The 19,727-nt window shown below is 69.4% G+C and carries 12 protein-coding genes; 3 read left to right on the plus strand and 9 right to left on the minus strand.

What is annotated here, in order from left to right; translation table 11 throughout:
- From KUTG_RS07985 to KUTG_RS63310, 4 genes are all read right to left on the minus strand, one after another.
- A partial coding sequence (locus KUTG_RS07985) for a SpvB/TcaC N-terminal domain-containing protein (RefSeq protein ID WP_232240707.1) occupies positions 1-4,584 on the minus strand: 4,584 nt, incomplete at its 3' end.
- Positions 4,585-4,601: 17 nt separating this feature from the next.
- The gene (locus KUTG_RS53090) at positions 4,602-5,816 is read right to left on the minus strand and encodes a LamG-like jellyroll fold domain-containing protein (protein WP_052394193.1); all 1,215 of its coding nucleotides are present in this window, start codon (positions 5,814-5,816) and stop codon (positions 4,602-4,604) included.
- 218 nt (positions 5,817-6,034) lie between these two features.
- Positions 6,035-9,508 carry a LamG domain-containing protein gene (locus KUTG_RS07995; RefSeq protein WP_255361015.1) on the minus strand — a complete coding sequence of 1,158 codons (3,474 nt, stop codon included), beginning with the start codon at positions 9,506-9,508 and terminating at the stop codon, positions 6,035-6,037.
- Positions 9,509-9,591: 83 nt separating this feature from the next.
- The gene (locus KUTG_RS63310) at positions 9,592-11,433 is read right to left on the minus strand and encodes a hypothetical protein (RefSeq protein WP_232240708.1); all 1,842 of its coding nucleotides are present in this window, start codon (positions 11,431-11,433) and stop codon (positions 9,592-9,594) included.
- Positions 11,434-11,750: 317 nt separating this feature from the next.
- On the opposite strand from KUTG_RS63310, the gene KUTG_RS08000 reads away from it, so the two are divergent.
- Entirely contained in the window at positions 11,751-13,676 is a 1,926-nt protein-coding gene (locus KUTG_RS08000) for a glycoside hydrolase family 99 protein (RefSeq protein ID WP_043716045.1), read from the plus strand.
- Here the strand turns inward: KUTG_RS08000 and KUTG_RS08005 are convergent.
- Positions 13,673-15,064: an NADP-dependent succinic semialdehyde dehydrogenase gene (locus KUTG_RS08005; protein WP_232240709.1), complete on the minus strand. Its 1,392-nt coding sequence runs from the start codon at positions 15,062-15,064 to the stop codon at positions 13,673-13,675. The two genes, KUTG_RS08000 and KUTG_RS08005, sit on opposite strands and share 4 nt — an antisense overlap.
- A 98-nt stretch (positions 15,065-15,162) precedes the next feature.
- Between KUTG_RS08005 and KUTG_RS08010 the strand changes: the two genes are divergently transcribed.
- A complete protein-coding gene (locus tag KUTG_RS08010) occupies positions 15,163-16,026 on the plus strand; it encodes a non-homologous end joining protein Ku (protein ID WP_043728669.1) in 864 nt (287 codons plus the stop codon).
- A gap of 133 nt (positions 16,027-16,159) precedes the next feature.
- The gene (locus tag KUTG_RS08015; protein WP_043716049.1) at positions 16,160-16,381 is read left to right on the plus strand and encodes a hypothetical protein; all 222 of its coding nucleotides are present in this window, start codon (positions 16,160-16,162) and stop codon (positions 16,379-16,381) included.
- A gap of 3 nt (positions 16,382-16,384) precedes the next feature.
- On the opposite strand, the gene KUTG_RS08020 is transcribed toward KUTG_RS08015, so the two are convergent.
- From KUTG_RS08020 to KUTG_RS08035, 4 genes are read right to left on the minus strand one after another with little or no spacing between them, the layout of a single operon-like run.
- Positions 16,385-17,200 (minus strand): DUF1206 domain-containing protein, encoded by an 816-nt coding sequence (locus KUTG_RS08020; RefSeq protein WP_043716051.1) that lies wholly within the window; start codon positions 17,198-17,200, stop codon positions 16,385-16,387.
- 37 nt (positions 17,201-17,237) lie between these two features.
- Complete coding sequence (locus KUTG_RS08025) at positions 17,238-17,741, minus strand: mycothiol transferase (protein WP_157494398.1); 504 nt, start codon at positions 17,739-17,741, stop codon at positions 17,238-17,240.
- Positions 17,738-18,643: an NAD(P)-dependent oxidoreductase gene (locus KUTG_RS08030; RefSeq protein WP_304413683.1), complete on the minus strand. Its 906-nt coding sequence runs from the start codon at positions 18,641-18,643 to the stop codon at positions 17,738-17,740. Before KUTG_RS08030 ends, KUTG_RS08025 begins: the two co-directional genes overlap by 4 nt.
- A 31-nt stretch (positions 18,644-18,674) precedes the next feature.
- A complete protein-coding gene (locus tag KUTG_RS08035; protein WP_198047063.1) occupies positions 18,675-19,691 on the minus strand; it encodes a glycosyltransferase in 1,017 nt (338 codons plus the stop codon).
- Positions 19,692-19,727: the final 36 nt, after the last annotated feature.

The raw sequence follows: 19,727 nt of genomic DNA on the forward strand, positions 1-19,727 counted from the left end.
CGCTGGGTCAGCTTCAGCGTGTCGCTGTGATCGCGACCTGCGAGGTGCCCTGGAGTCCGGGGCGAGCCAGGTCAGTCCGGAGGCGTCCCGCATGCCGATGGTGCGCGGGCCGTACTGGTAGTACCGCGTGGTCTTGCCGGCGGTGCTGCCCTTGTCGACGTGGAGTTCTTCGCCGGCCAGGAACAGCGTGGCTCCGGTGCTGTCGTGCCGGACCAGGCGGGTCCCGTCGGCGTCATAGACGAAGTCGGTGACCTTGGCGCCCTCGGTCACCTTGGCCAGGTGGCCTTCGGCGTCCCAGTCCAGCGTCTGTGTGCCGGCCGGCAGCTTGCGCGTGATGGTGTTGCCGCTGGCGTCGTACTTGTACTCGTTCGACGTCGTGCCGGCCGGGCCGGTGGTGGACGTGGCGCCGACCTGGTGGCCGGTCGCGGGATAGGTGCTGGTGGTGACGGTGTCGCCGGTCGCCGCGTGCTGCGTCTGCGTCAGGCGGTTGCCGACCTTGTCGTAGCTGAACGACTGCCAGTACGGCGCCGGACCGGCCAGGTGCGCCGTCGACGGGGCGTCGGCACAGCTGCCCGACGGCGTCCAGGCCTCGGTCAGGCGCTGGAGGTAGTCCTGTCTGAAGCACTGGACATCGGCCGGCTTGCCCTGCGGTGTGTCGGCGATCGAGGTGATGTTGCCGTAGTCGTCGTAGCTGAAATGGGTGTCGGACTGCATCGGCGACGGCACTTCGGCGTCGATGATCGTCCGCTGGATCCGCCGGGTGCTGTCGTCGTAGTACGTGGACAGCCAGGTGCGCTTGCCGGTGTCGCCCAGCTGGACCCGCGCGACCTCGCCGTACCGCGTGTACTCGGTGGCGGTGACGTAGTCGTAGGTGTTGCCGTCGAAGCCGCCGCTGGTGGTCAGCAGCTCGCCGAGATCGTCGTAGGAGAAGGAGATCGGCTCCGCCGGCAGGTCGCCGGCGGCCGCGTAGACGGTGCCCTTGGCGCTGCCGTCCACATTGAACGACGTGCTGCTGGCGTAGGTGCCGGCGATCGCGCCTTCGCTGTCCGGCACGGTCAGCTGCACGGTCAGCGGGTGGTACAGGCCGTCGTAGCCGCTCGTGGTTGTGGTGTAGGCGTTTCCGTTGACGTAGCGCGTGGTCGACGCGACCTCGCCCTTGCCGAACGTGGCCGTGTCGTAGGTCCACTGCGTCTGGACCGCGTCGCCGATCTTGGTGTCGGTCTTGCGGCCGAGCTTGTCGTAGTCGTAGGTCAGCGTGACACCGCGGGCGGTCGTCGTGCTGGCCAACTGGTTCGCGGCGTCGTAGGTGCTGGTCGTGGTGCCGGTGTCGACGTCCTCGTCCCGCACCAGCCGGCCGCGCAGGTCGTAGGTCTTGTGCCAGGTGTTGCCGGCCGGGTCGGTGATGGAGGCCAGCCGGCCGGCCGGCGTGTAGGTGTACCTGGTGGTGTCGAAGTCGCCGGTCGGCTGCGAGCCGTGGTACTGCAGCATCTCGACCGTGTTGCCGCGGCCGTCGAGCACCGTCGTGGTGGCGGTGCCGCCGGCCGGCGGGGTGACCGTGGACCGGTCGCCGTCAAATCCCGTGACGGTGCGCCACTTCTCGAACGCGCCGCCCTTGACGATCTCGGCCGTGGCCCGGCCGAGGCCGTCGTACTCGTGGTCGGTCTGCAGCGGGATGTCGGTGTCGCTGGCGATCCACAGCTGGTCGTCGACCGCCGCGTCGTTGAAGTACGGCTGCGTGAGCTTGTGCTGGCGGCCCTGCGAGTCGTACTCGGTGTCGGTGATCAGCCGGCCGCCGCCGGTGGCCGGACGCTGGGTCTGGCGCAGCCGCAGCAGGCCGTCGAACAGCTCGTTGCTGCTGACGTAGTTGCCGTTCGGGCCGATCTTCGTGGTCGTGATGACGGTCGGCGCGTCGTCCCGGACGGTGTAGGAGAACTTCGCGTTGCCGCCGACGCCGGGGGTGCGCGCCCGGTTGGGCAACCACACCTCGGTCTTGTGGCCCAACGCGTCGTAGGCGATCTCCGTCTTGCGGTTGTTGGCGTCGACGGTCTTGACCGTGTTGCCGAACGCCGGATCGACGGTCGTGGTGACCGCCTGGCCAAGTGCGTTGGTCGCCACGATCTGGGTCAGTGGACCGCCGGCGGACGGGGTGTAGGCCGTCGTGCTGGTCCGGCCCAGGGCGTCAGAGGCCGAGGTGACGCGGCCGAGATCGTCGTAGTCGGCAGTGCCCGTGGTGACGTAGACGGATCCGGAGGCCGGACGGCTGTCCAGGATCTCGTTCTTGGTGGCGTCGCCCTTGCCGTTGTAGGTGGTTCGGGAGCCCGCCATGGCATTGTCCGGATAGGACGGTGTCTTGCCGCAGTCGACCGACACGGTCGACGTCTCGGCCGGGAACGCCATGAACCACTTGTCGGTGTCCCGCGCGTAGCTGGCCCGCGTGCACCGGTCGTCGGCCGCCGTCGCGGTGTCCCCGAGATCGTTGGTCGAGGTCAGCTGGTGGTACTCGTCGAAGGTCTGATCGACCCGGGTGGTCCGCCAGCCGCCGATCGACAGCGCCACGTAGTTGACCGTGGAGCCGATGTCGACCTGGTAGGCCTTGAGCCCCGCGCGGGTGGCCACGGGGCCGCGGAACGACGGCGTGAGGATCGACTTGGCCAGAACCTGTTCGCTGGTCCCGTTGTGCGCCTGGGACTCGTAGTTGAAGCCCTGCAACCAGGCGTCGTCCTTGCGGACGTCGCCCTCCGAGTCGGAGACGGTGACCGAGCGGGCGCCGGAGGGCAGCTTGTCGCCGTCGAGGCCGCGGTAGTACCGCGTCTCGACCATGGTCTGCGGGCCGGCCAGGTCGCCGGGTTTGCCGCTGGTGACGCGGACCCTTCCGTAGCCCCGGAAATCGTTCCAGGTCCGGTCGGCCTCCTTGGAGAACTCCGAGGTGTCGTAGGCCCAGCCGGCGCCGTCGAGGTAGGAGTAGGCGGTGACCTGCTCGGTGTTGCCGGCGATCATGTCGGACTGGGCGACCTGGGCCACGACGTACTTGTTGAAGTAGTCGGTGCGCTCGGAGAAGTCCTTCTTCGCCCAGGTCATGGGGAAGCAGCGCCGGCCGTTGGTCTCGGGGTTGGCCGGCAGCGACGTGGCCGTGCAGTCCGGGTCGGCGTAGGTGACGGTGGTGACGCCGCCGGCCTCGGAGACGATGCCGGTCAGGCGGTAACGCAGCAGCGGTCCGAGACCGTCCACTTTGTCCACCCGGTTGGGGAACTTGGTCCCCTCGAACTTCACCGGCGGATTGGTGAGGCTGCCGGCGCTGTCGGTGACGGACTTCAGCCACAGCGCGGCCTTCTCGCCGTCGCCGCTGGCCGGGAACTGCTGGTCCAGCGTCCAGCTCTCGACATCCCTGTAGGACGTTCCGTCGAGGATCTGGGTGGTGACCTTGGCCAGCCGCTTGGTCGACCAGAAGGTCGGCGAGTACTTGTCCTTGCAGGTGGCCGTGTCGCACTTGTCGTCCCAGGGGACGTCCGGCCAGTTGTCCTTCTTGTCGGCCGTGCAGTCGCTGCCGGGAACGCAGCGGTCGGCGGTGGTGAACTGCACCCGGCCGGTGGCCTGCTGGCCGTCGCGGATGCCGTACAGGGCCTCCTTGAGCGTGCCGCCCCGGGTGTAGCCGGCGGCCGCGTCCTTGACGTTCAGGCCGTAGGAGTTGGTCTCGGCGTCGTAGTTGTACTGGATGACGTTGCCGTGGCGGTCGACGACCTTGTCGAGGTTCCACCGCCAGGCCTGCACGCAGTGCGAGTCGGCGAAGGCGGCCGCGTGACACGGCTCGCCGTCGTCGTTGCCGAAGACCGGCACCGTCCAGGTGGACTTGGCGTCCGCGCGGTCGCCGAAGAAGTACTGCGTGCCGTCGACGGTCGTGATCCGCCAGTACTCACCGTCGTTGTCGCCGTTGCCCGCGCCGGTGAGGCGCTCGATCCGGGACCCGTCGTCCTCCTTGTTCTTCCAGACGCCGGTCTTGTCGTCGCGGACGAGCTGGCCGCCGCCACCGCCGTAGGACGCGGTGGCGTTGTCGCTGCGCCAGCACATGTCCCCGACGTTCTTGACCGGCTTGACGTCGTTGGCGCACGGGATGTAGCTGCGCTCGATGAAGCCGACGCCCAGGTCCCAGCCGTCGCCCACCCAGGAGGCCTGGTTGTTGGTCGCGCTGGTCCGACCGTCCACACTGGACGACTTGTAGTTGAGGGAGAGCTTCGGGTCGAGGCCGCCGGCCGACGGCGGCACCCGCATCGGGTAGGACCAGCTGAAGTCGCCGGTCTGCGCGGCCACGCTCCAACTGGCCGACTGGGACAGCGGCGTGGCGGTGTCCAGGCCGCCGCCGTCCTTGGCGCTGGAGCTGGGCTGGTTGCCGTGCAGCTCGCTGCTGGTGGCCTGGTCGGTCGGGCGGTCGGTCTTGTGCTGCTGCTGGCTGACCGGCGTCGAGCCGACGGGCGGAATGGGGACGGAGGGCTCCCCCGCCCACGCCGCGGACGGCGTGAGCAGGGCGAGCGCACCGGCGGCGAGCGCCGCGGGCAGCGCGCCCGCGACGACTCGTCTCAGTCTTCGCACGAACACCCCTCTGGTGGTCATGACGTGGGATCGGTGCCGGGATCGGTCTGGAACTCGCCGCCGGTGGGGGCGTCGACCCGGGCATAGCCCAGCGCCTTGTCCACGGCGACGCCCTCGCAGTCGGCGGCCAGCGACACCATGCTGTCGGCGGGCGGCACGGTGCACCGGGTCAGCTGCTTGGCGGCGGCCGGGTCGGCCGGAGCCTGCGCCAGCACGAAGCCCTGCGCCGACACGACGGTCTTGCCCTCGCAGGCGGTGTCGTTGGAGGCGAAGGAGTCCGAGCCGTTGCGGCACGACATGAACGGCTGAAGGCCGGCGCCGGCCACCAGCGACACGTAGCCCTGCAAGCCCTCGTTCTTGAAGGCGGCCGGCGCCCCGTCGATGGTCGTCACGTGGTCGAAGCCCGGGTTGGCGTAGCGGGCAATGGCCGCGTAGCCGACCGTGTAGCCCAGCTGGCTCTCCACGGTCTTGCCGCCGCAGGTGGCGTCCCGCGACTCGAAGTGGTCCCCGGCGCCGTTGTTGCACCGGTAGAGCGCCACCGTCGGAATGTTGTTGGGCTGCTGGGTGAACACCAGACCGGCGGTGCCGATCTTGGTCTGGCCCTCGCAGTCCGCCTGCAGCGACGTGAACCCGTCGCCGCCGGTGGCGCACGCGTACAGCGTCCGGGTGTTCGCGCCGGGCGAGGCGGGCAGGCCCAGCGCCGACTCGAAGTGGTAGCCGGGGCGGATGGTGTTGGCGTTGGTCGGGCCGGTGTAGTGGTCGCCCGCGCTGTTGACGAAGCTGCCCAGCTGGCCCGCGATCGGCGCGCCGAAGCTGCCCCTGTCGGTCAGCACGGCATCGGTCGCCACGCCCTCGCCGGCCCGGATCTCGTCCACCGAACCCGGGAAGAACGCCGTGGCCGCGCCGTCGGCCTTGCCCCGGCCGATGACCATCTTGCCGGTCGCCTTCCACAGCACCACGTTGTTGCGCGTGCCGACCAGCTGCCCGTCCACGTACAGCCGCAGCTGCCGGGCCGGGTAGTCGTACACGCCGGCCAGGCTGGCCCACTGGTTCACCGCCGGCGCCGTGACCGAGGCCGCGTAGGCCTTGGCCGCGCCGTCGGTGTCCGAAGTGGACGAACCGAAGACCCACCGCTTGATGTCGGCCCGGTAGCCCAGGGCGTAGCCGCTGTTGCGGTCGCCGTCCTGGCTGACGACGGTGGCGTCCTTGTCGTCAGGCTTAATCTCATACATCGCGTTTAGCTGGGAATAATATCTACGATGAAACGTACTGTGACCCGACGACCCACGGGCAGCATATTCGGACGGGTAGAGGCTTCAGTGTTACTTCGTGCCTGTCATCGTTCCGAGGGGCGCCTCCATAGACCGAGGTTCTGGAAGGTCAATGCGTGGGGATTGCAAATACGGTGTCCGGCGCTTTGGCCAGAAACAACTAGGTCAGTCACTGTGCGCTAGAGGAGTAGCTTTCGCGAATACGGACTTGTTATCGTTCTCGGAGAGTGGTCGAAACCAATTTTGACCTGAACGCTGTGAGCGACGCGTCGGACCGCGTAATCCCGAACGATTGACACTTGGCGTGACATCCGGTCGTTGAACTGGTAGTAGCCCCAGTCCGCGTCGGTGATGTCGTCGTGGATCTTGCGGACCTCACCGTCGCTGATCGCCTTGGCGTAGACCCGGGTCTCGTCGACGACGCCGTCGAACAGCGCGGCCGCGTTGCCGTTCCACTTGCCGCGGGCGACGGTCATCGGACCGGGCGCCGGCAGCAGGGTGACGCCGACCTGCGCGCCGGACAGCAGACCGTTGACGTAGAGCCGAACCTGGTGCAGATCGGCGTCGTACGACATGGCCAGGTGCGTCCACTCGCCGGCGTGCGCGGCCTCGGTCGAGTTGAGGATGGCGACCGCGCTGCCCGGGTTGTCCTTGTCGGCGGTCGGCATGATCACCGCCCACTTGCCGGCGGCGCCGTTGTACGACAGCAGGAACGGGCTGAGCCGGGTGCCGTCCTGGCCGATCACCGTCTGGTTGTCGGTGCCGGCCTTGAGCAGGTACGCCCACGTCGCCACCGAGAAGCTGCGGCCCGTGTCCACCACCGGGGCGGCGGTCTGGGCGTACGCGGAGGTGCCGTTGTAGTTGGTGGCGTACATGTCGCGGCCACCGATCCAGGTGGCGTTGGTCGTCGTCAGGTCGAGGCCGCGGCCGCTGCTGTCCTTGGCCGTGCTGCCGGTGTTCTCGTTGTACTTCCACAGCGCCGCGTCGGCCTTGGGCAGCGCCGAGGCCGTCACCGCCGGGTAGGAGTGGTACAGGGCGCTGACCCGGTCCTTGTCGAGCTGGCCGGTGTACAGGCGCACGTCGTCCACGCTGCCCGGCCAGTACTCGGCGTTGGCGCTGTTCGCCTTGCCACGCCCGATGACCAGGCCGCCGGTCGGCTGCCACGGCGAGTTCAGCGTGCCGTCGCCGACGCGGGTTCCGTTGACGTACAGCCAGATCTTCTTGGTCGACGGGTCGTACACGCCGACGAGGTGCGTCCAGGTGTTCACGTCGGACGCCTGCGTCGACACCGCCGCCTTGGTCACCACCGCGTTGTCCGCGTCCGACTCGGGCATCTCGAACGTCCACGCGCCGAGCTGGTTGTTGTCGGCGTCGATGATGTGCCCCAGCCGGAACTTGCTGGAGTGCGCGCCGTCCACCGTGACCGCGTCCACCTTGCACGCCGCGACGGTGCTGAGGTCGCAGTCCTTGTTGGGCAACAGAACCCAGGCCGAGACCGTGAAGGGCTGGTCCAGCCGCAGGTCGACGCCGGTGGTGGTGGCCGCGCCGTTGACACCGTCGAAGGTGCCGGCATTGCCGACCCGGCCCGGGCTGAAGCTGGAGCCGCCGGTCAGGGTCGCGCCCCGCGCGCCGACGGCGTCGCCGGCGTTGCGGCCGCTGGACTCGTCCATCGGGTAGTCGTGCACCAGCGTGAGGTCGCGGCCGGCCATCGCCTGGATCTCCGTGGCGAACAAGGCCCGCGAGTACACCTGGACGTCGTCGATCGAGCCGGCGAGGTACTCCACCGGCGCGCCGGCCCACTTGGCCCGGCCGATCTGGAGACCACCGCCGGCATTCCAGGTCTGCGTGTGCGCGATGGAACCGGCCAGGGTGCCGTTGACGTAGAGCTGCAACTGGTGCGTGCCGGAGTCGTACACCGCCACCAGGTGCGTCCACTGTCCTACCTGGACATTGCCGCCGATCACCTCGTCGCGCTGCGTGCCGTCGTCCGGGGCGTCCTTGGCGAACATCACGAAGCCCCACTTGCCGTCCTGACGGACCCGGAGCTTGAACGCGCTGTCCTGCGTGCCGTCCTCGGACACCACCGTGGCCAGCGCGGTGGCGCTGTCCACCTTGGCCCACGCGGCCACCGAGAAGCTGCGGTCGACGTCGACCACGTGCGGCGCGCTGATCGCGGAGGTCTTGCCGTCCAGCCGCGCCGCCAGGTCGTTGGGGTCGGGCATGGACGACTGGCCGCCGGTGTAGTCCACCTGGCCCACCGCCGTGCCGTCGGCCGGCGGCGTGGTGGCGTTCTTCGGCGGGGAGGCGTCCTTCAGGTTGCCGTCCAGCTTCCAGTTGCCCTGGGTCACGCTGGCCTGGCTGACGATGCCGCGGATCTCCTCGTCCGACAGCACCCGGCTGTAGGCCCGCACGTCGTCGATCCCGCCGGTCCAGAAATTGCCGACCACGTTCTGCCACAGGCTGCGGCCGAACTGGAGCGGGCCGGTCGCGTTGAACGTCGAGGGCTGCGGCGCGGTGCCGGCCAGCGTGCCGTTGACGTAGATGCGGATCTGCTTGTTGGGCACGTCGTCGACGGCGGTGATCTGCGCCCACTCGCCGACCTTCGCGGTGCCCGGCGCGCTGTGCACCGCCGCGTCGCCGGGATGGGTCACGGCGTCGGCGCCCGTGGTGTAGAACTCCCACCAGTCGCCCGCGGAGTTGTTGCGGTAGCCCAACAGGAACGCGCTGTTGGTGGCGCCGTTCTGCGCGGCGACCGTGCTGATCGCGGTCGAAGCCGGCTCGGTGTCCAGCCGGGCCCAGGCCGACACGGTGTAGCTCTGGTCGGTGCGGAACGCCGGGGCGCCGGTGGACACGTAGTCGGTCGACTGGTCCAGCTGCACGGCCCCGTTCACCGCGCCGTTGGCGACGAAGTGCGCATTGCCTTGCAGCACACCGGAGTCACCGCCGGGCACGGTGTTGGCCGCGGTCTTGCCGCTGGGGTCGTCCAGCTTCCAGTAGCCGACCTGCACGTTGGCCCGGCTCACCGCGGCGCTGACCTCGCTGTCGGTCAGGCTCCGGTCGTAGAGCGCGACCTCGTCGACGGCCCCGACGACGTAGTCGCGGTTCGGGTCGGAGTCCCACAGCGTGCGACCCACCCGCAGCGGGCCGGCGACATAGGGCGTCACGACGCTACGCGCCACCGTCGCGGACAGCACACCGTTGACGTAGAGCCGCATCTGCTTGGTCGGCGCGTCGTACACCGCGGTCAGCTGCGTCCATACGTTGAGCTGCGCCGGATTTGCCGACGACGCGGTGTCGTTGGACGTCGAGTTGTAGATGCCGAAGACCCATTTGCCGCCGTTCTCCGGGCGGTACCACAGGTCGAAGGCGGCGAACTTGTCGCCGTCCTGGCTCACGATCGCCTGCGCGGCGGCGCCGTTGGCGACCTTCGCCCACGCCGACACGCTGAAACTGCCGTCGGTGCGCACGGCGTTGGCGGCGGTCATGTACCCCGTGCCGTCCAGCGCCAACGAGGAGCCGACCGCGCCCGGCGTGTAGGTCGCGCCGCCGGTCAAGGTTCCGTTGCGGCTGCCGAGATACGCGCTGTCGTTGGCATTGCCCTCGAAGGACCACTGCGCCACCGGGCCGTTGCCGGCACGCACGTAGATGTGCATCTTCTTGGTCGGGCTGCGGTGCCCGGCCCGGTCCACGCTCTGCACGTACAGGTCCTGCGGGCCGTCGCTCGGCGGCGCGATGCTCACGGTCGCCTTGCCACCCAGGGCATCGGCGTCAACCTGCGTGGCGGGCGGGTCGCTCCAGCCGTACAGGTAGTGGTCGATGTCGGCGACACCGCTGGCGTCGAAGGTGAACGTGCCGGGCACGTCCTTGCCGCCGTGCCACTGGTTGTCCTCCTGGTACAGGCCGCCGGTGAACCGGGCGCCTTGTCGACGCCGACCCTGTCCACGATGAACGGTCCCGGGCCGTTCTTCCAGTCGCCGCCGTCGGGGCCGTCCTTGCCCCACAGCGTCCAGCTGACGTTCTGGCCGTCGCGGTTGCGCAGGTCGACGTCCTGGGTGAAGACGCTGCCGGAGGCCAGCGTCGTCCCGAAGTGCTCCTCGACGCTCGGACCGCCGTAGATGTCCCAGATCGGGGTGAGCTGGTCGTTGTCCGGGTCGGTCAGCGTGCCCTGCAGGCGAATCGTGTCGTCGCCGACGTACGCCTCGCCGTCGCACCACTTGCACACATTCAGCGGCGGCTGCGTGGCCATCGCCGACGGCGGGTTGGGCCGCGTGTTGTAGTTGACGATGATGCGGGTGGCCGGGGCGTCCAGCTTGCGCCACGCGTACCGGTCGCCCTCGTCCTGCGCCTTGATCGTGTACGCCGACCAGCCGCTGGGGTTGATGAACTGGCCCACGTCGAAGCCGAGGCCCTTGTTGCCGGCGCAGCCCGTGTAGGCGCTGTCGGCGGGGCTGGTGTCGACGTAGGTGCCGTGCGGCTGGTTGTTCCACGTCAGGCCGGAGTCGAAGGTCCGGTCGGCGATGTACAGCTCGTAGTTGCGGGTGTTGCAGCTCGGCCCGTACACGACGGTCGCGTCGAGCTGAGTGCTGATGATCCGCTTGCCGTTGAGGAAGCTGGTGTCGAACTGCCAGTAGGTGCGGGCCACGCCCACGCCGGAGCAGCCGGCCCAGCCGCTGCACGAGCCCAGCTTGCCCCAGCTGTCCACGTCGTTCGCGCCGTACCAGTGGGTGCTGTTGCCCGTGGCCTGGAAGACCTTGGCCCAGTCGCTGCGGTCGAAGGTGTGCCAGTCGGGGTCGATGACGATCGGGTACTTGGCCTTGGCGTCGGTCAGGAAGGACCGGTCCGGGGCCAGCGTCAGCGAGGTCTGGTCCATCTTCACGCCGACGGTCGCCTGCCGTTCGCCGGAGGCGTCCCACATCGTCGACGGCGGTGTCTGGAAGACGGTGTCGCCCTTGGCGTTCACCGCCCGCACCACGCCGTTGTCGCCTGTTTTGACCGTCAGGCCGTCGGTGGTCAGGCCCAGGCGGACATCGCCGATCTTCGCGGCGGCGGCCGGGTTCTTGACCACGAGGTGCTGGCTGAAGCCGGTGGACTCCGCGTTGAGGACCAGGTCGATACCCGGCAGCACCTCGGGATAGGTGGCCTTGTCACCGTCCACCGCGGGCTTGGGCAGCTTTCCGGGCCAGGTCAACGTGAACGACTGGCCGGGCGCCCCGAAGCGCACCAGCGCCGTGTCCCCGCCCCCGGAGAACACGACGTCGGCGCTGGCGGACCTGGGCGCCAGCTGGTTGCCCTTGGCCGCGAGCCTGGTGTCGATCGGGGCCCAGGTGTCGCCCCGTTTCACCTGCATCGGCTCCGCGGACACCTCGGCCACCAGCGAGCCGTCCGGCTTGGCCGAGACCTTGCGGGTCGGCGTGCCCAGCGAGGTCACCACGATGTTCTGGTTCTGCCGCTTGGCCGCCGCGAAGGCGATGCCCGCGTCGGGCGTCTCCGTGATCGGCGTGACGGCCTCGACCGATGTGGACAGTGACGACAGCGTGGGGATTCCCACCGCCACCGCCGCCGCGACCGTGAAGGCCACGGTCGCGACCGTCCATCTCAGTCCGTGGTGTATCGGCGTAGATCTGCGCGTCAAAGCCCAGCCCCCCTGTCGGGTAAACAGATCCCAATGACAGCGCGTGGATCGTGTCAGGCGGACCGGCCGGGGCTATTGCGAAAACATTGAATCCGCAGGTCGCCCCCGTGACCCGGACAAATTCCCGCGCGGGGTCGTAACTTCTTGCGCATGATCGTTGCAAATTTGCGAAAATCAATGCGTATCTTGCTCTATGTTGTCGGGTTGCCTACCGTTTGAGGTCCCTGCCCATCTCGTGCAATGACGGACGAGAGGAACAACCCGTGGAAATCTCCCGCAGGACGTTCTTAGGCACCACCGCGGCGCTCAGCTTATTCCCCACGTTCGGCGCACTGGCGACCAGTCCCCCCGGAGACGTCGTCGGCAAGGTCGCCGTCGGCTACCAGGGCTGGTTCGCCTGCGCGGGCGACGGCGCGCCCATCAACGCCTGGTGGCACTGGAGCAACGTCTGGGAGCAGCCGCCCTCCCCCAGCAACAACTGGATCAACATCTGGCCCGACATGCGTGAGTACGGCCGTGGATATCCGACCGCCTATGCCGCACTCGGCAACGGCCAGCCGGCGACGTTGTTCTCCTCCTACGACCAGCAGGCCGTGGACACCCATTTCTCGTGGATGCGCCAGTACGGCTGCGACGCCGCCGCCCTGCAGCGCTTCAACCCCAACGGCGGCGAGGGTGCCACCCGCGACGCCGTCGCCGCCCGCGTCCGGTCGTCGGCCGAGAAGTACGGCGTGAAGTTCTACATCATGTACGACGTCTCGGGCTGGGCCACCATGCAGCCCGAGATCAAGGCCGACTGGACCGCCAAGATGTCCGCCCACACCGCTTCTCCTATGTACGCACGGCAGAACGGCAAGCCCGTCGTGTGTATCTGGGGTTTCGGCTTCAGCGACGGCAACCATCCCTGGGACGCCGGCACCTGCCTCGACGTGATCAACTGGTTCAAGGGCCAGGGCTGCTACGTGATCGGCGGCGTTCCCCGCGAATGGCGGGTCGGCGGCGCCGGCACGCGGACCGGATTCCTCGACACCTACCACGCCTTCGACATGATCTCGCCGTGGATGGTCGGCGCCATCAAGAACGCCGACGAGTCCGACAACATCTACAACGCCATCAACGTCGGCGACCAGGCCGACTGCAACGCCCATGGCATCGACTACCAGCCCTGCGTCCTGCCCGGCGAGGTCCATGCCCGCCAGCGGGCCCACGGCGACTTCATGTGGCGGCAGTTCTACAACATGGTTCGCGTTGGGGCGCAAGGCATCTATATCTCCATGTTCGACGAGTACGGCGAGGGCAACCAGATCGCCAAGTCCGCCGAGAACTCCGCCATGCTGCCCACCAACTCCGGCATGCTGGCCCTGGACGAGGACGGCACGCCGTGCTCCTCCGACTACTACCTCCGCCTCACCACCGACGGCGGCCGCATGCTCAAGGGCCAGATCGCTCTGACGCCAACCCGTCCGACGCCGCCGGTGCTCGGCGGCGGTGGCGACACCCAGGCCCCGTCCGTCCCCAGTGGACTCCACGTCACCGCCCACAGCGCCACTTCCGCCACCCTGGCCTGGACCGCCGCCACCGACAACGTCGGCGTCACCGGCTACCGGGTCTTCGCCAACGGAACCCAGGTCGGCGCCACGGCGTCGACTTCCTTCGCCGCCAACGGTTTGACGCCGTCGACGGCCTACAGCTTCACCGTGACCGCGCAGGATGCCGCCGGAAATTCTTCCCCTGTCTCGGCGGCCGCCAGCGTGACCACGGATCCCGGCGGCAACGCCAACCTGGCGCTGAACCGTCCGACCGCCGAGTCCAGCCACACCCAGGTGTACGGCTCGGGCAACGCCGTGGACGGCGACTCCGGGTCATACTGGGAGAGCGCCAACAACGCGTTCCCGCAATGGCTTCAGGTCGATCTCGGCGGGTCCACCCCGGTCAGCCGGGTCGTGTTGGCGTTGCCGCCATCAGCCGCCTGGGGTGCCCGGACGCAGACCTTGAGCGTTTCGGGCTCCTCCGACGGCAGCACGTTCACCACGCTGGCCGGCTCGGCCGGCTACACCTTCGATCCCAACACCGGCAACACCGTCACCGTCCCGGTGCCGGCCGGGAGCCGGCGCTACGTCCGGCTGACCTTCACCGCCAACACCGGTTGGCCGGCCGGGCAGGTCTCGGAGTTCCAGGTCTACGCCTAGCCGATCCAGACCGCCTTGGCGTTGCAGAACTCCTTGATGCCCACGGCGGAGAGCTCGCGGCCGTAGCCGGAGTTCTTGATGCCGCCGAAGGGCAGGTGCGGGTACGAGGCCACCATGCCGTTGATGAACACCAGGCCCGCCTGCAGACCGCGGACGAAGCGGTCGCGCTCGCCGGCGTCGGACGTCCAGGCGTTCGCGCCGAGGCCGAAACTGGTCGCATTGGCCAGCGCGACCGCTTCGTCGGCACTGTCCACTCGGTACAGTGCGGCGACCGGGCCGAACACCTCTTCCTGGAACATCCGCATCTGCTCGGTGACCCCGGCGATCACCGTCGGCGGGTACCACCAACCGGGCTGGTCGGGGACCGAGCCGCCGAGGAGGACCTCGGCGCCCTTGGCCACGGCGTCGTCGACCAGCTCGGCGACGTCGGAACGGCCCTGCTCGGTGGCCAGCGGCCCGACGTCGGTGGACTCCCGCATGGGGTCGCCGACGGTGAGCTGGGACATGGCCTTGACGAAGTGCTCGGTGAACTCGTCGTAGGCGTCGGAGTGCACGATGAAGCGCTTGGCGGCGATGCAGCTCTGGCCGTTGTTCTGGCAGCGGGCGGTCACGGCGACCTCGGCGGCACGGGCCAGGTCGGCGCTGGGCATCACCACGTACGGATCGGAACCGCCCAGCTCAAGCACGGTTTTCTTCAGGTGCTTCCCGGCCTCGGCGGCCAACGAACGACCGGCGGCCTCGCTTCCGGTGAGGGTGGCAGCCTGCACGCGGTCGTCGGCGATGATGCCGGCCACCCTGTCCGACCCGACCAACACGGTCTGGAAGGCGCCCGAGGGGAAACCGGCCCGGGTAAACAGCTCGCCCAGGTAGAGCGCGGTCTGCGGGACGTTCGAGGCATGCTTGAGCAGCCCGGCGTTGCCGGCCATCAAAGCGGGGGCGGCGAACCGCACGACCTGCCACAGCGGGAAGTTCCACGGCATCACGGCCAACACCACGCCCAGCGGCTGGTAGGTCACGTAAGCGCTGGACGCCTTGACCGCCTCGGCGTCGGCCGGCACGTCGGCCAGGAACTCCTCCGCGTGTTCGGCGTAGAAACGCATCGCCGTGGCGCATTTGGCCGCCTCGGCCTTGGCCGCGACGAGCGTCTTGCCCATCTCGGTGGTCATGATGCGGGCGATGTCCCCGGCCTCGCTGTCGAGCAGATCCGCGGCCGTTCGCATCCAGGCCGAACGCTGGGCGAAGGTGGTGCCGGAGAGCTCCTCGAAGCCCGCACGGGCGTTCGTGATCCGGCGCTCGACCTCGGCTTCGGTGTGCGCCTCGAAGGAGCGTTCCGTCTGTCCCGTGCTCGGGTTCACCGTCGCGATGGCCATGCCGACGGGTGCCCCCACGGCCGACGCCCAAACCATCACGCCTGGCGCTCGGGACCGATCTCGCTCACCATGGTGGAGGTCGTCAGCCCTGGTCAGCGGCCGGAGGGGTGAGCACCATGCGCGCGATGTGGAAGGGAACGGTGGCCTTCGGACTGGTCGCCATCCCGATCAACCTGTACGCGGCCACCGAGAACAAGGGCGTGCAGCTGCGACAGGTGCACGAGGCGGACGGCGGCCGCATCCAGTACAAGCGGTGGTGCTCGGTCGAAGACGCGGAAGTGCCCTACGCGGAGATCGCCAAGGGCTACGAGCTCGACGACGGGCGCATGGTGGTGCTCACCGACGCCGAGCTGTCCAGCCTGCCGCTGCCCAGCCAGAAGACCATCGACGTGCTCGAATTCGTGCCGCTGGCGGCCATCGACCCCCTCTTCTTCGACAAGGCCTACTACCTGGAGCCGCAGAAGTCGGCGGTCAAGCCGTACGTGCTGCTGCGCGACGCCCTGCACAAGTCGGGCCACGTCGCCATCGCCAAGGTCGCCCTGCGCCAACGCGAAGTGCTCGCCGTGCTCCGCGTGCACAACGACGTGCTGACGATGTCGACCATGCTGTGGCCGGACGAGGTGCGCACGCCCGACTTCTCCTTCCTGCAGGAGGATGCGCCCCAGGTGCGGGAGCAGGAGCTCACCATGGCCGGGCAGCTCATCGACTCGCTGGCCGAGCCGGTGTTCGAGCCCGACCGCTACCAGGACAGCTACCGCCAGGCCCTGGAGAACCTCATCGAGGCCAAGGTCGAAGGCGAGGAGGTCACCACCCCGCCCGGCGTCGAGCAGACGGCCGAGGTCGTCGACCTCATCAGCGCCCTCCAGGCCAGCGTCAAGGCCGCCGGCCGCACCAAGCCCGCCGCGAAACGAGCCACCGTTCGCAAGGACACCGCCGAGAAGAAGCCGTCGGCGAAACGCCGCCCCACCCGCAGCGCCTGACCCCATACACCCCGCCGCCCACCCGCGGCCCGCGCACCCCTGGAACGACACGCCGGGCCGTTGTGCGAGACTCTGCGGCCTCGCGGTGGTAGCAAGGAACCCCGTGGGAGTCAATCACGCGGAGGGCACAACAATGGAGTGCGTCAGCTGCACTCGGGGTCTGGACCACTGCCACGGCACGCTGATCGTGCATACCACGGAGTTCGTCGAGTGCACGGAACTGCTGTGCGAGAACCACGACGACACGCGGCACCTGGCGATCGTGGACTGCAGCGCGGTGGACGGCGGCTGTGACTGCGTCTCGGTGCTGGACGTGGAGATCGAAGAGCGCCACCAGCACGACAACGTGGCCTGATCCTCACATTCGCCGGCAGCGGGCGTCGCCGAAGCAGTAGGCGCCGAACGCGGCGAAGCCGAGAGCCACGGCGACCAGCAGCACCACGCCGAACGGCTGGCCGGCCATCGTGTGCAGGGCCTTGTCCAGGCCGCCGGTCTTGCTCGGGTCGGCGGTGATCGCGGCGACGGCCGTCAGCACGCCGATCACGCCGTAGGCCACGCCCTTGGCGACGTAGCCGACGATGCCCAGCAGCTCGACGATGTGCGCGGTCTTCGGGGGCAGCTTGCTCAGCTCCAGATCCTCCAGGAACTTGCGCGACGCCCCGCGGTAGCCGATCGCCCCGGCGGCGATGACGATCACCACGGCCACGGCGACCACCAACGCGACCCCGGCCGGCAGCCCCAACAGCTTGGCGGTGGCGTCCTGCTCACTGGAGTTGCCGGACGAACCGCCCCCGGACACGGTCAGCTTGATCGCGTACGCGGCGAGCCCCAGCACCACGACTCCGCGGCCGGCCACACCCAGTCGGCGCCGTAATCGCCGCTTCTCGTCCGACATCCACTGGTAGCCGGACACCGCGGCGAGCAGCTGCCACACACCGAAGCCGACCAGGGCGAGCGCCAGGATCCATAACAGCACCTCGCCGAACGGCTGGGCGGCGATGGCCGACACCGCGCCCTTCTGGTCGGCCTCCCCGCCGCCACCGAAGGCCACCTGCACCGCGAGCCAGGCGACCACCAGGTGCACCACGCCGTACCCGCTCATGCCGAGCCGGCCCATGATCTGCACCGGCTTGCTGGTCTCCGCCTGTCTCGCCTCTTGCGTCGCTCTTCCCATGCCGCGGGGGTTCCCTGGCCGCGACCTGGACAAAACGTCAGTCGGGCAGGATCCCGCGAATGAAGGCCGCCTGGCCGGCGTGCTGGATGTCGTCGTCGAGCACGCTGACCAGCCGGACACCGAGCGTCACCGGCGGGTTCCAGTTGTGGTCGACGACCCGGTCCAGGTCGGAATCGGTCAGCTTGGCGACGTACGCGATGGTCCGCGCGTACACGGCGTCGAAGTAGCCGGCCAGCAGGTCGCCGTCGACGATCACGGCGCCGACGTCGCCGGAGTCCTGGGCGTAGCCGGTGGCGTCCTCGTCGAACGGCAGGCCGAACCGCTCGGCCCAGCCGTCGGCGGCCCAGGCCTGCGGCACGCCGGCGACCTCGGAGACGTGATCGTCCTGCACGCGCGTGAGGTGCCACACCAGCCACGCGATGGAGTTGGCCTCGGGCGTGACCCGCCACGCCAGCTGGTCGGCGGTGAGCCCGTCCAACGCCTCGTGCACGACGCCGTGCACCCGGCCGAAGCCGTCGGTGAGCAGCTCGGCGATGTTCACTGGGTGTCCTCCTGGCCGTGGGCGACGAATACGGCGGACATGTCGCTGTCGCCGTGCCCGGCGGCCGCGGCGCTCTGGTACTGCGAGTGGATGGCGGTCATCAGCCGGTCGTCGGCCCCGGCGTCGCGCAGCGCGGCGGCGATCAGCCCGGCGTCCTTGACCGCGCCGTCGAGGCTGAACGAGGCCGGGAACTCGCCCGCGATCATCCCCCGGCCCTTGAGCTGCGCGTAGCCGTTGTCCAGGCCGCCGCCGGCGATCAGGTCCAGGAACAGCTGCGGGTCCAACCCCAGGTTGCGGGTCAGCGCGAGCGCCTGCGCGGTGCCGGCGGTCAGGGCCAGCACCCACGAGTTGGCGGCCAGCTTGAGCCGGTGGCCGTCGCCGATCCGCGACCCGACCCACAGCGTGCGGACGCCGATCGCGTCGAAGACGGGCGCCACGGCGTCGGCCAGCGACGGGTCGCCGCCGGCCAGCACGATCAGCTTGCCCTCCTCGGCCGGCTGCCTGGTGCCCAGCACCGGGGCGTCGACGAAAGGCACATTGTGCTTTGCTGCCAACGAGGCAAGCGCTTCCACACCGTCGAGGCCGACGGTGGCGCACTGCGCCCACACCGCCCCCGGCTTCATCGCGGCGACGGCCTCGGTCATGACCTCCTCGACGGATTCGGCGTCGAAGAGCATGGTCACCACGACGTCGGCGCCGGACACCGCGGCCGCCGGGTCCTCGGCGACGGTCGCGCCGTCGGCGGCCAGCGGCCGGGCCTTCTCGACGCTGCGGTTCCACACCGTCACCGCCAAGCCGGCCCGAAGCAGGCTGCGGGCCATGCCCGCCCCCATCAATCCGGTCCCGAGCAGTGTCACTGCCTTGGTCACGACCCCGACTCCTCTCCCACGCGAGCGGTACAGCTGTACCGCAGCGTCAGCATTGCCGGCAAGATCACCTCAAGGCGTCACCGAAGGCCGGCGCGACGCCGTACGCGGCGCGAGCGTAGGCCCGCGCGGTGTCCGCGGCCACCCGTTCCCAGGAATAGCGGGCACACGCGCGATCCCGGCCGGCCGCGCCGAAAGCCTCGCGCAGCGCCGATTCCGCCAACATGTGGCGAACGGCACGCAGCAGATCGGCCGGGCGGAGCGGCGGAACGAGCAATCCGGTCACCTCGTGCACGACGGTGTCGACGAGGCCGCCGACCGCCGAGGCGATCACCGGCACGCCGCTGGCCATGGCCTCCAGGGCGATGGTGCCGAACGTGCTGCGGGCCGGCGTGCACACGACGATGTCGGCGGAGCGGTACAGGGCCGGCATGTCGTCGACCGGCCCCAGCAGATGCACCCGGTCCTCGACGCCGTAGTGCCGTGCGCACCGGATCAGCCGGTCCGCCTCGGGATTGTCGCGCAACGGACCGCCGGCGACGACGAACTCGGTGTCCGCGATGGCCGGCAGCACGCTCACGATCAGGTCGAACCGGTGATACACCGCCAGATCCCCGGCGGCGAGCAGCCGAAAGCGCTTTCCCTTGCGCGCACTCGGCCCGTACGGCGTGAACCGGTCGTGATCGACGCCGTGCGGCACGACGGTGATCTGATTGCGCGGCACCCCCAACGCCGCCAACCGCCGAACCTGGGCGCCGCCGGCGGCCAGCACGCGGTCGACCCGCCGGCACACCAGGCGTTCCAGCCGCTGCACCTCGGCGTCGAAGCTCACGGTCGTCGGCACGGTCAGCACCTTGGCGATCGGCCGGTCCCCGATCGCCAGCGCCGCGGCCATGCCCGACAGCCAGGAATGGGCGTGCACGACGTCCGGTGGCTCGGCCCGGAAGCCCTCCCGCAGCCGGTCGACGAGGCCGCCGTCCACCTCGTCGTGCCCGTACCCGGTCACCTCGTTCCCCAGCGCGGTCAGCGCCGAGGTCAGCGCGGTGACCGGCGGGGACTGCTCGCCGACCATAGCCACTCTCACCTGTGCAGGCTTTCCGGTGCGCCCTCGGCCAAAACC

The organism is Kutzneria sp. 744, assembly GCF_000568255.1.
Classification (GTDB): domain Bacteria; phylum Actinomycetota; class Actinomycetes; order Mycobacteriales; family Pseudonocardiaceae; genus Kutzneria.

Bases quoted from the DNA above. Each gene is read 5' to 3' on its own strand.
- KUTG_RS08020 (WP_043716051.1), bottom strand. From the start codon at position 17,200: ATGGGAAGAGCGACGCAAGAGGCGAGACAGGCGGAGACCAGCAAGCCG.
- KUTG_RS08010 (WP_043728669.1), top strand. From the start codon at position 15,163: ATGCGCGCGATGTGGAAGGGAACGGTGGCCTTCGGACTGGTCGCCATC.
- KUTG_RS07995 (WP_255361015.1), bottom strand. From the start codon at position 9,508: ATGCACATCTACGTGCGTGCCGGCAACGGCCCGGTGGCGCAGTGGTCC.
- KUTG_RS53090 (WP_052394193.1), bottom strand. From the start codon at position 5,816: ATGTATGAGATTAAGCCTGACGACAAGGACGCCACCGTCGTCAGCCAG.
- KUTG_RS08015 (WP_043716049.1), top strand. From the start codon at position 16,160: ATGGAGTGCGTCAGCTGCACTCGGGGTCTGGACCACTGCCACGGCACG.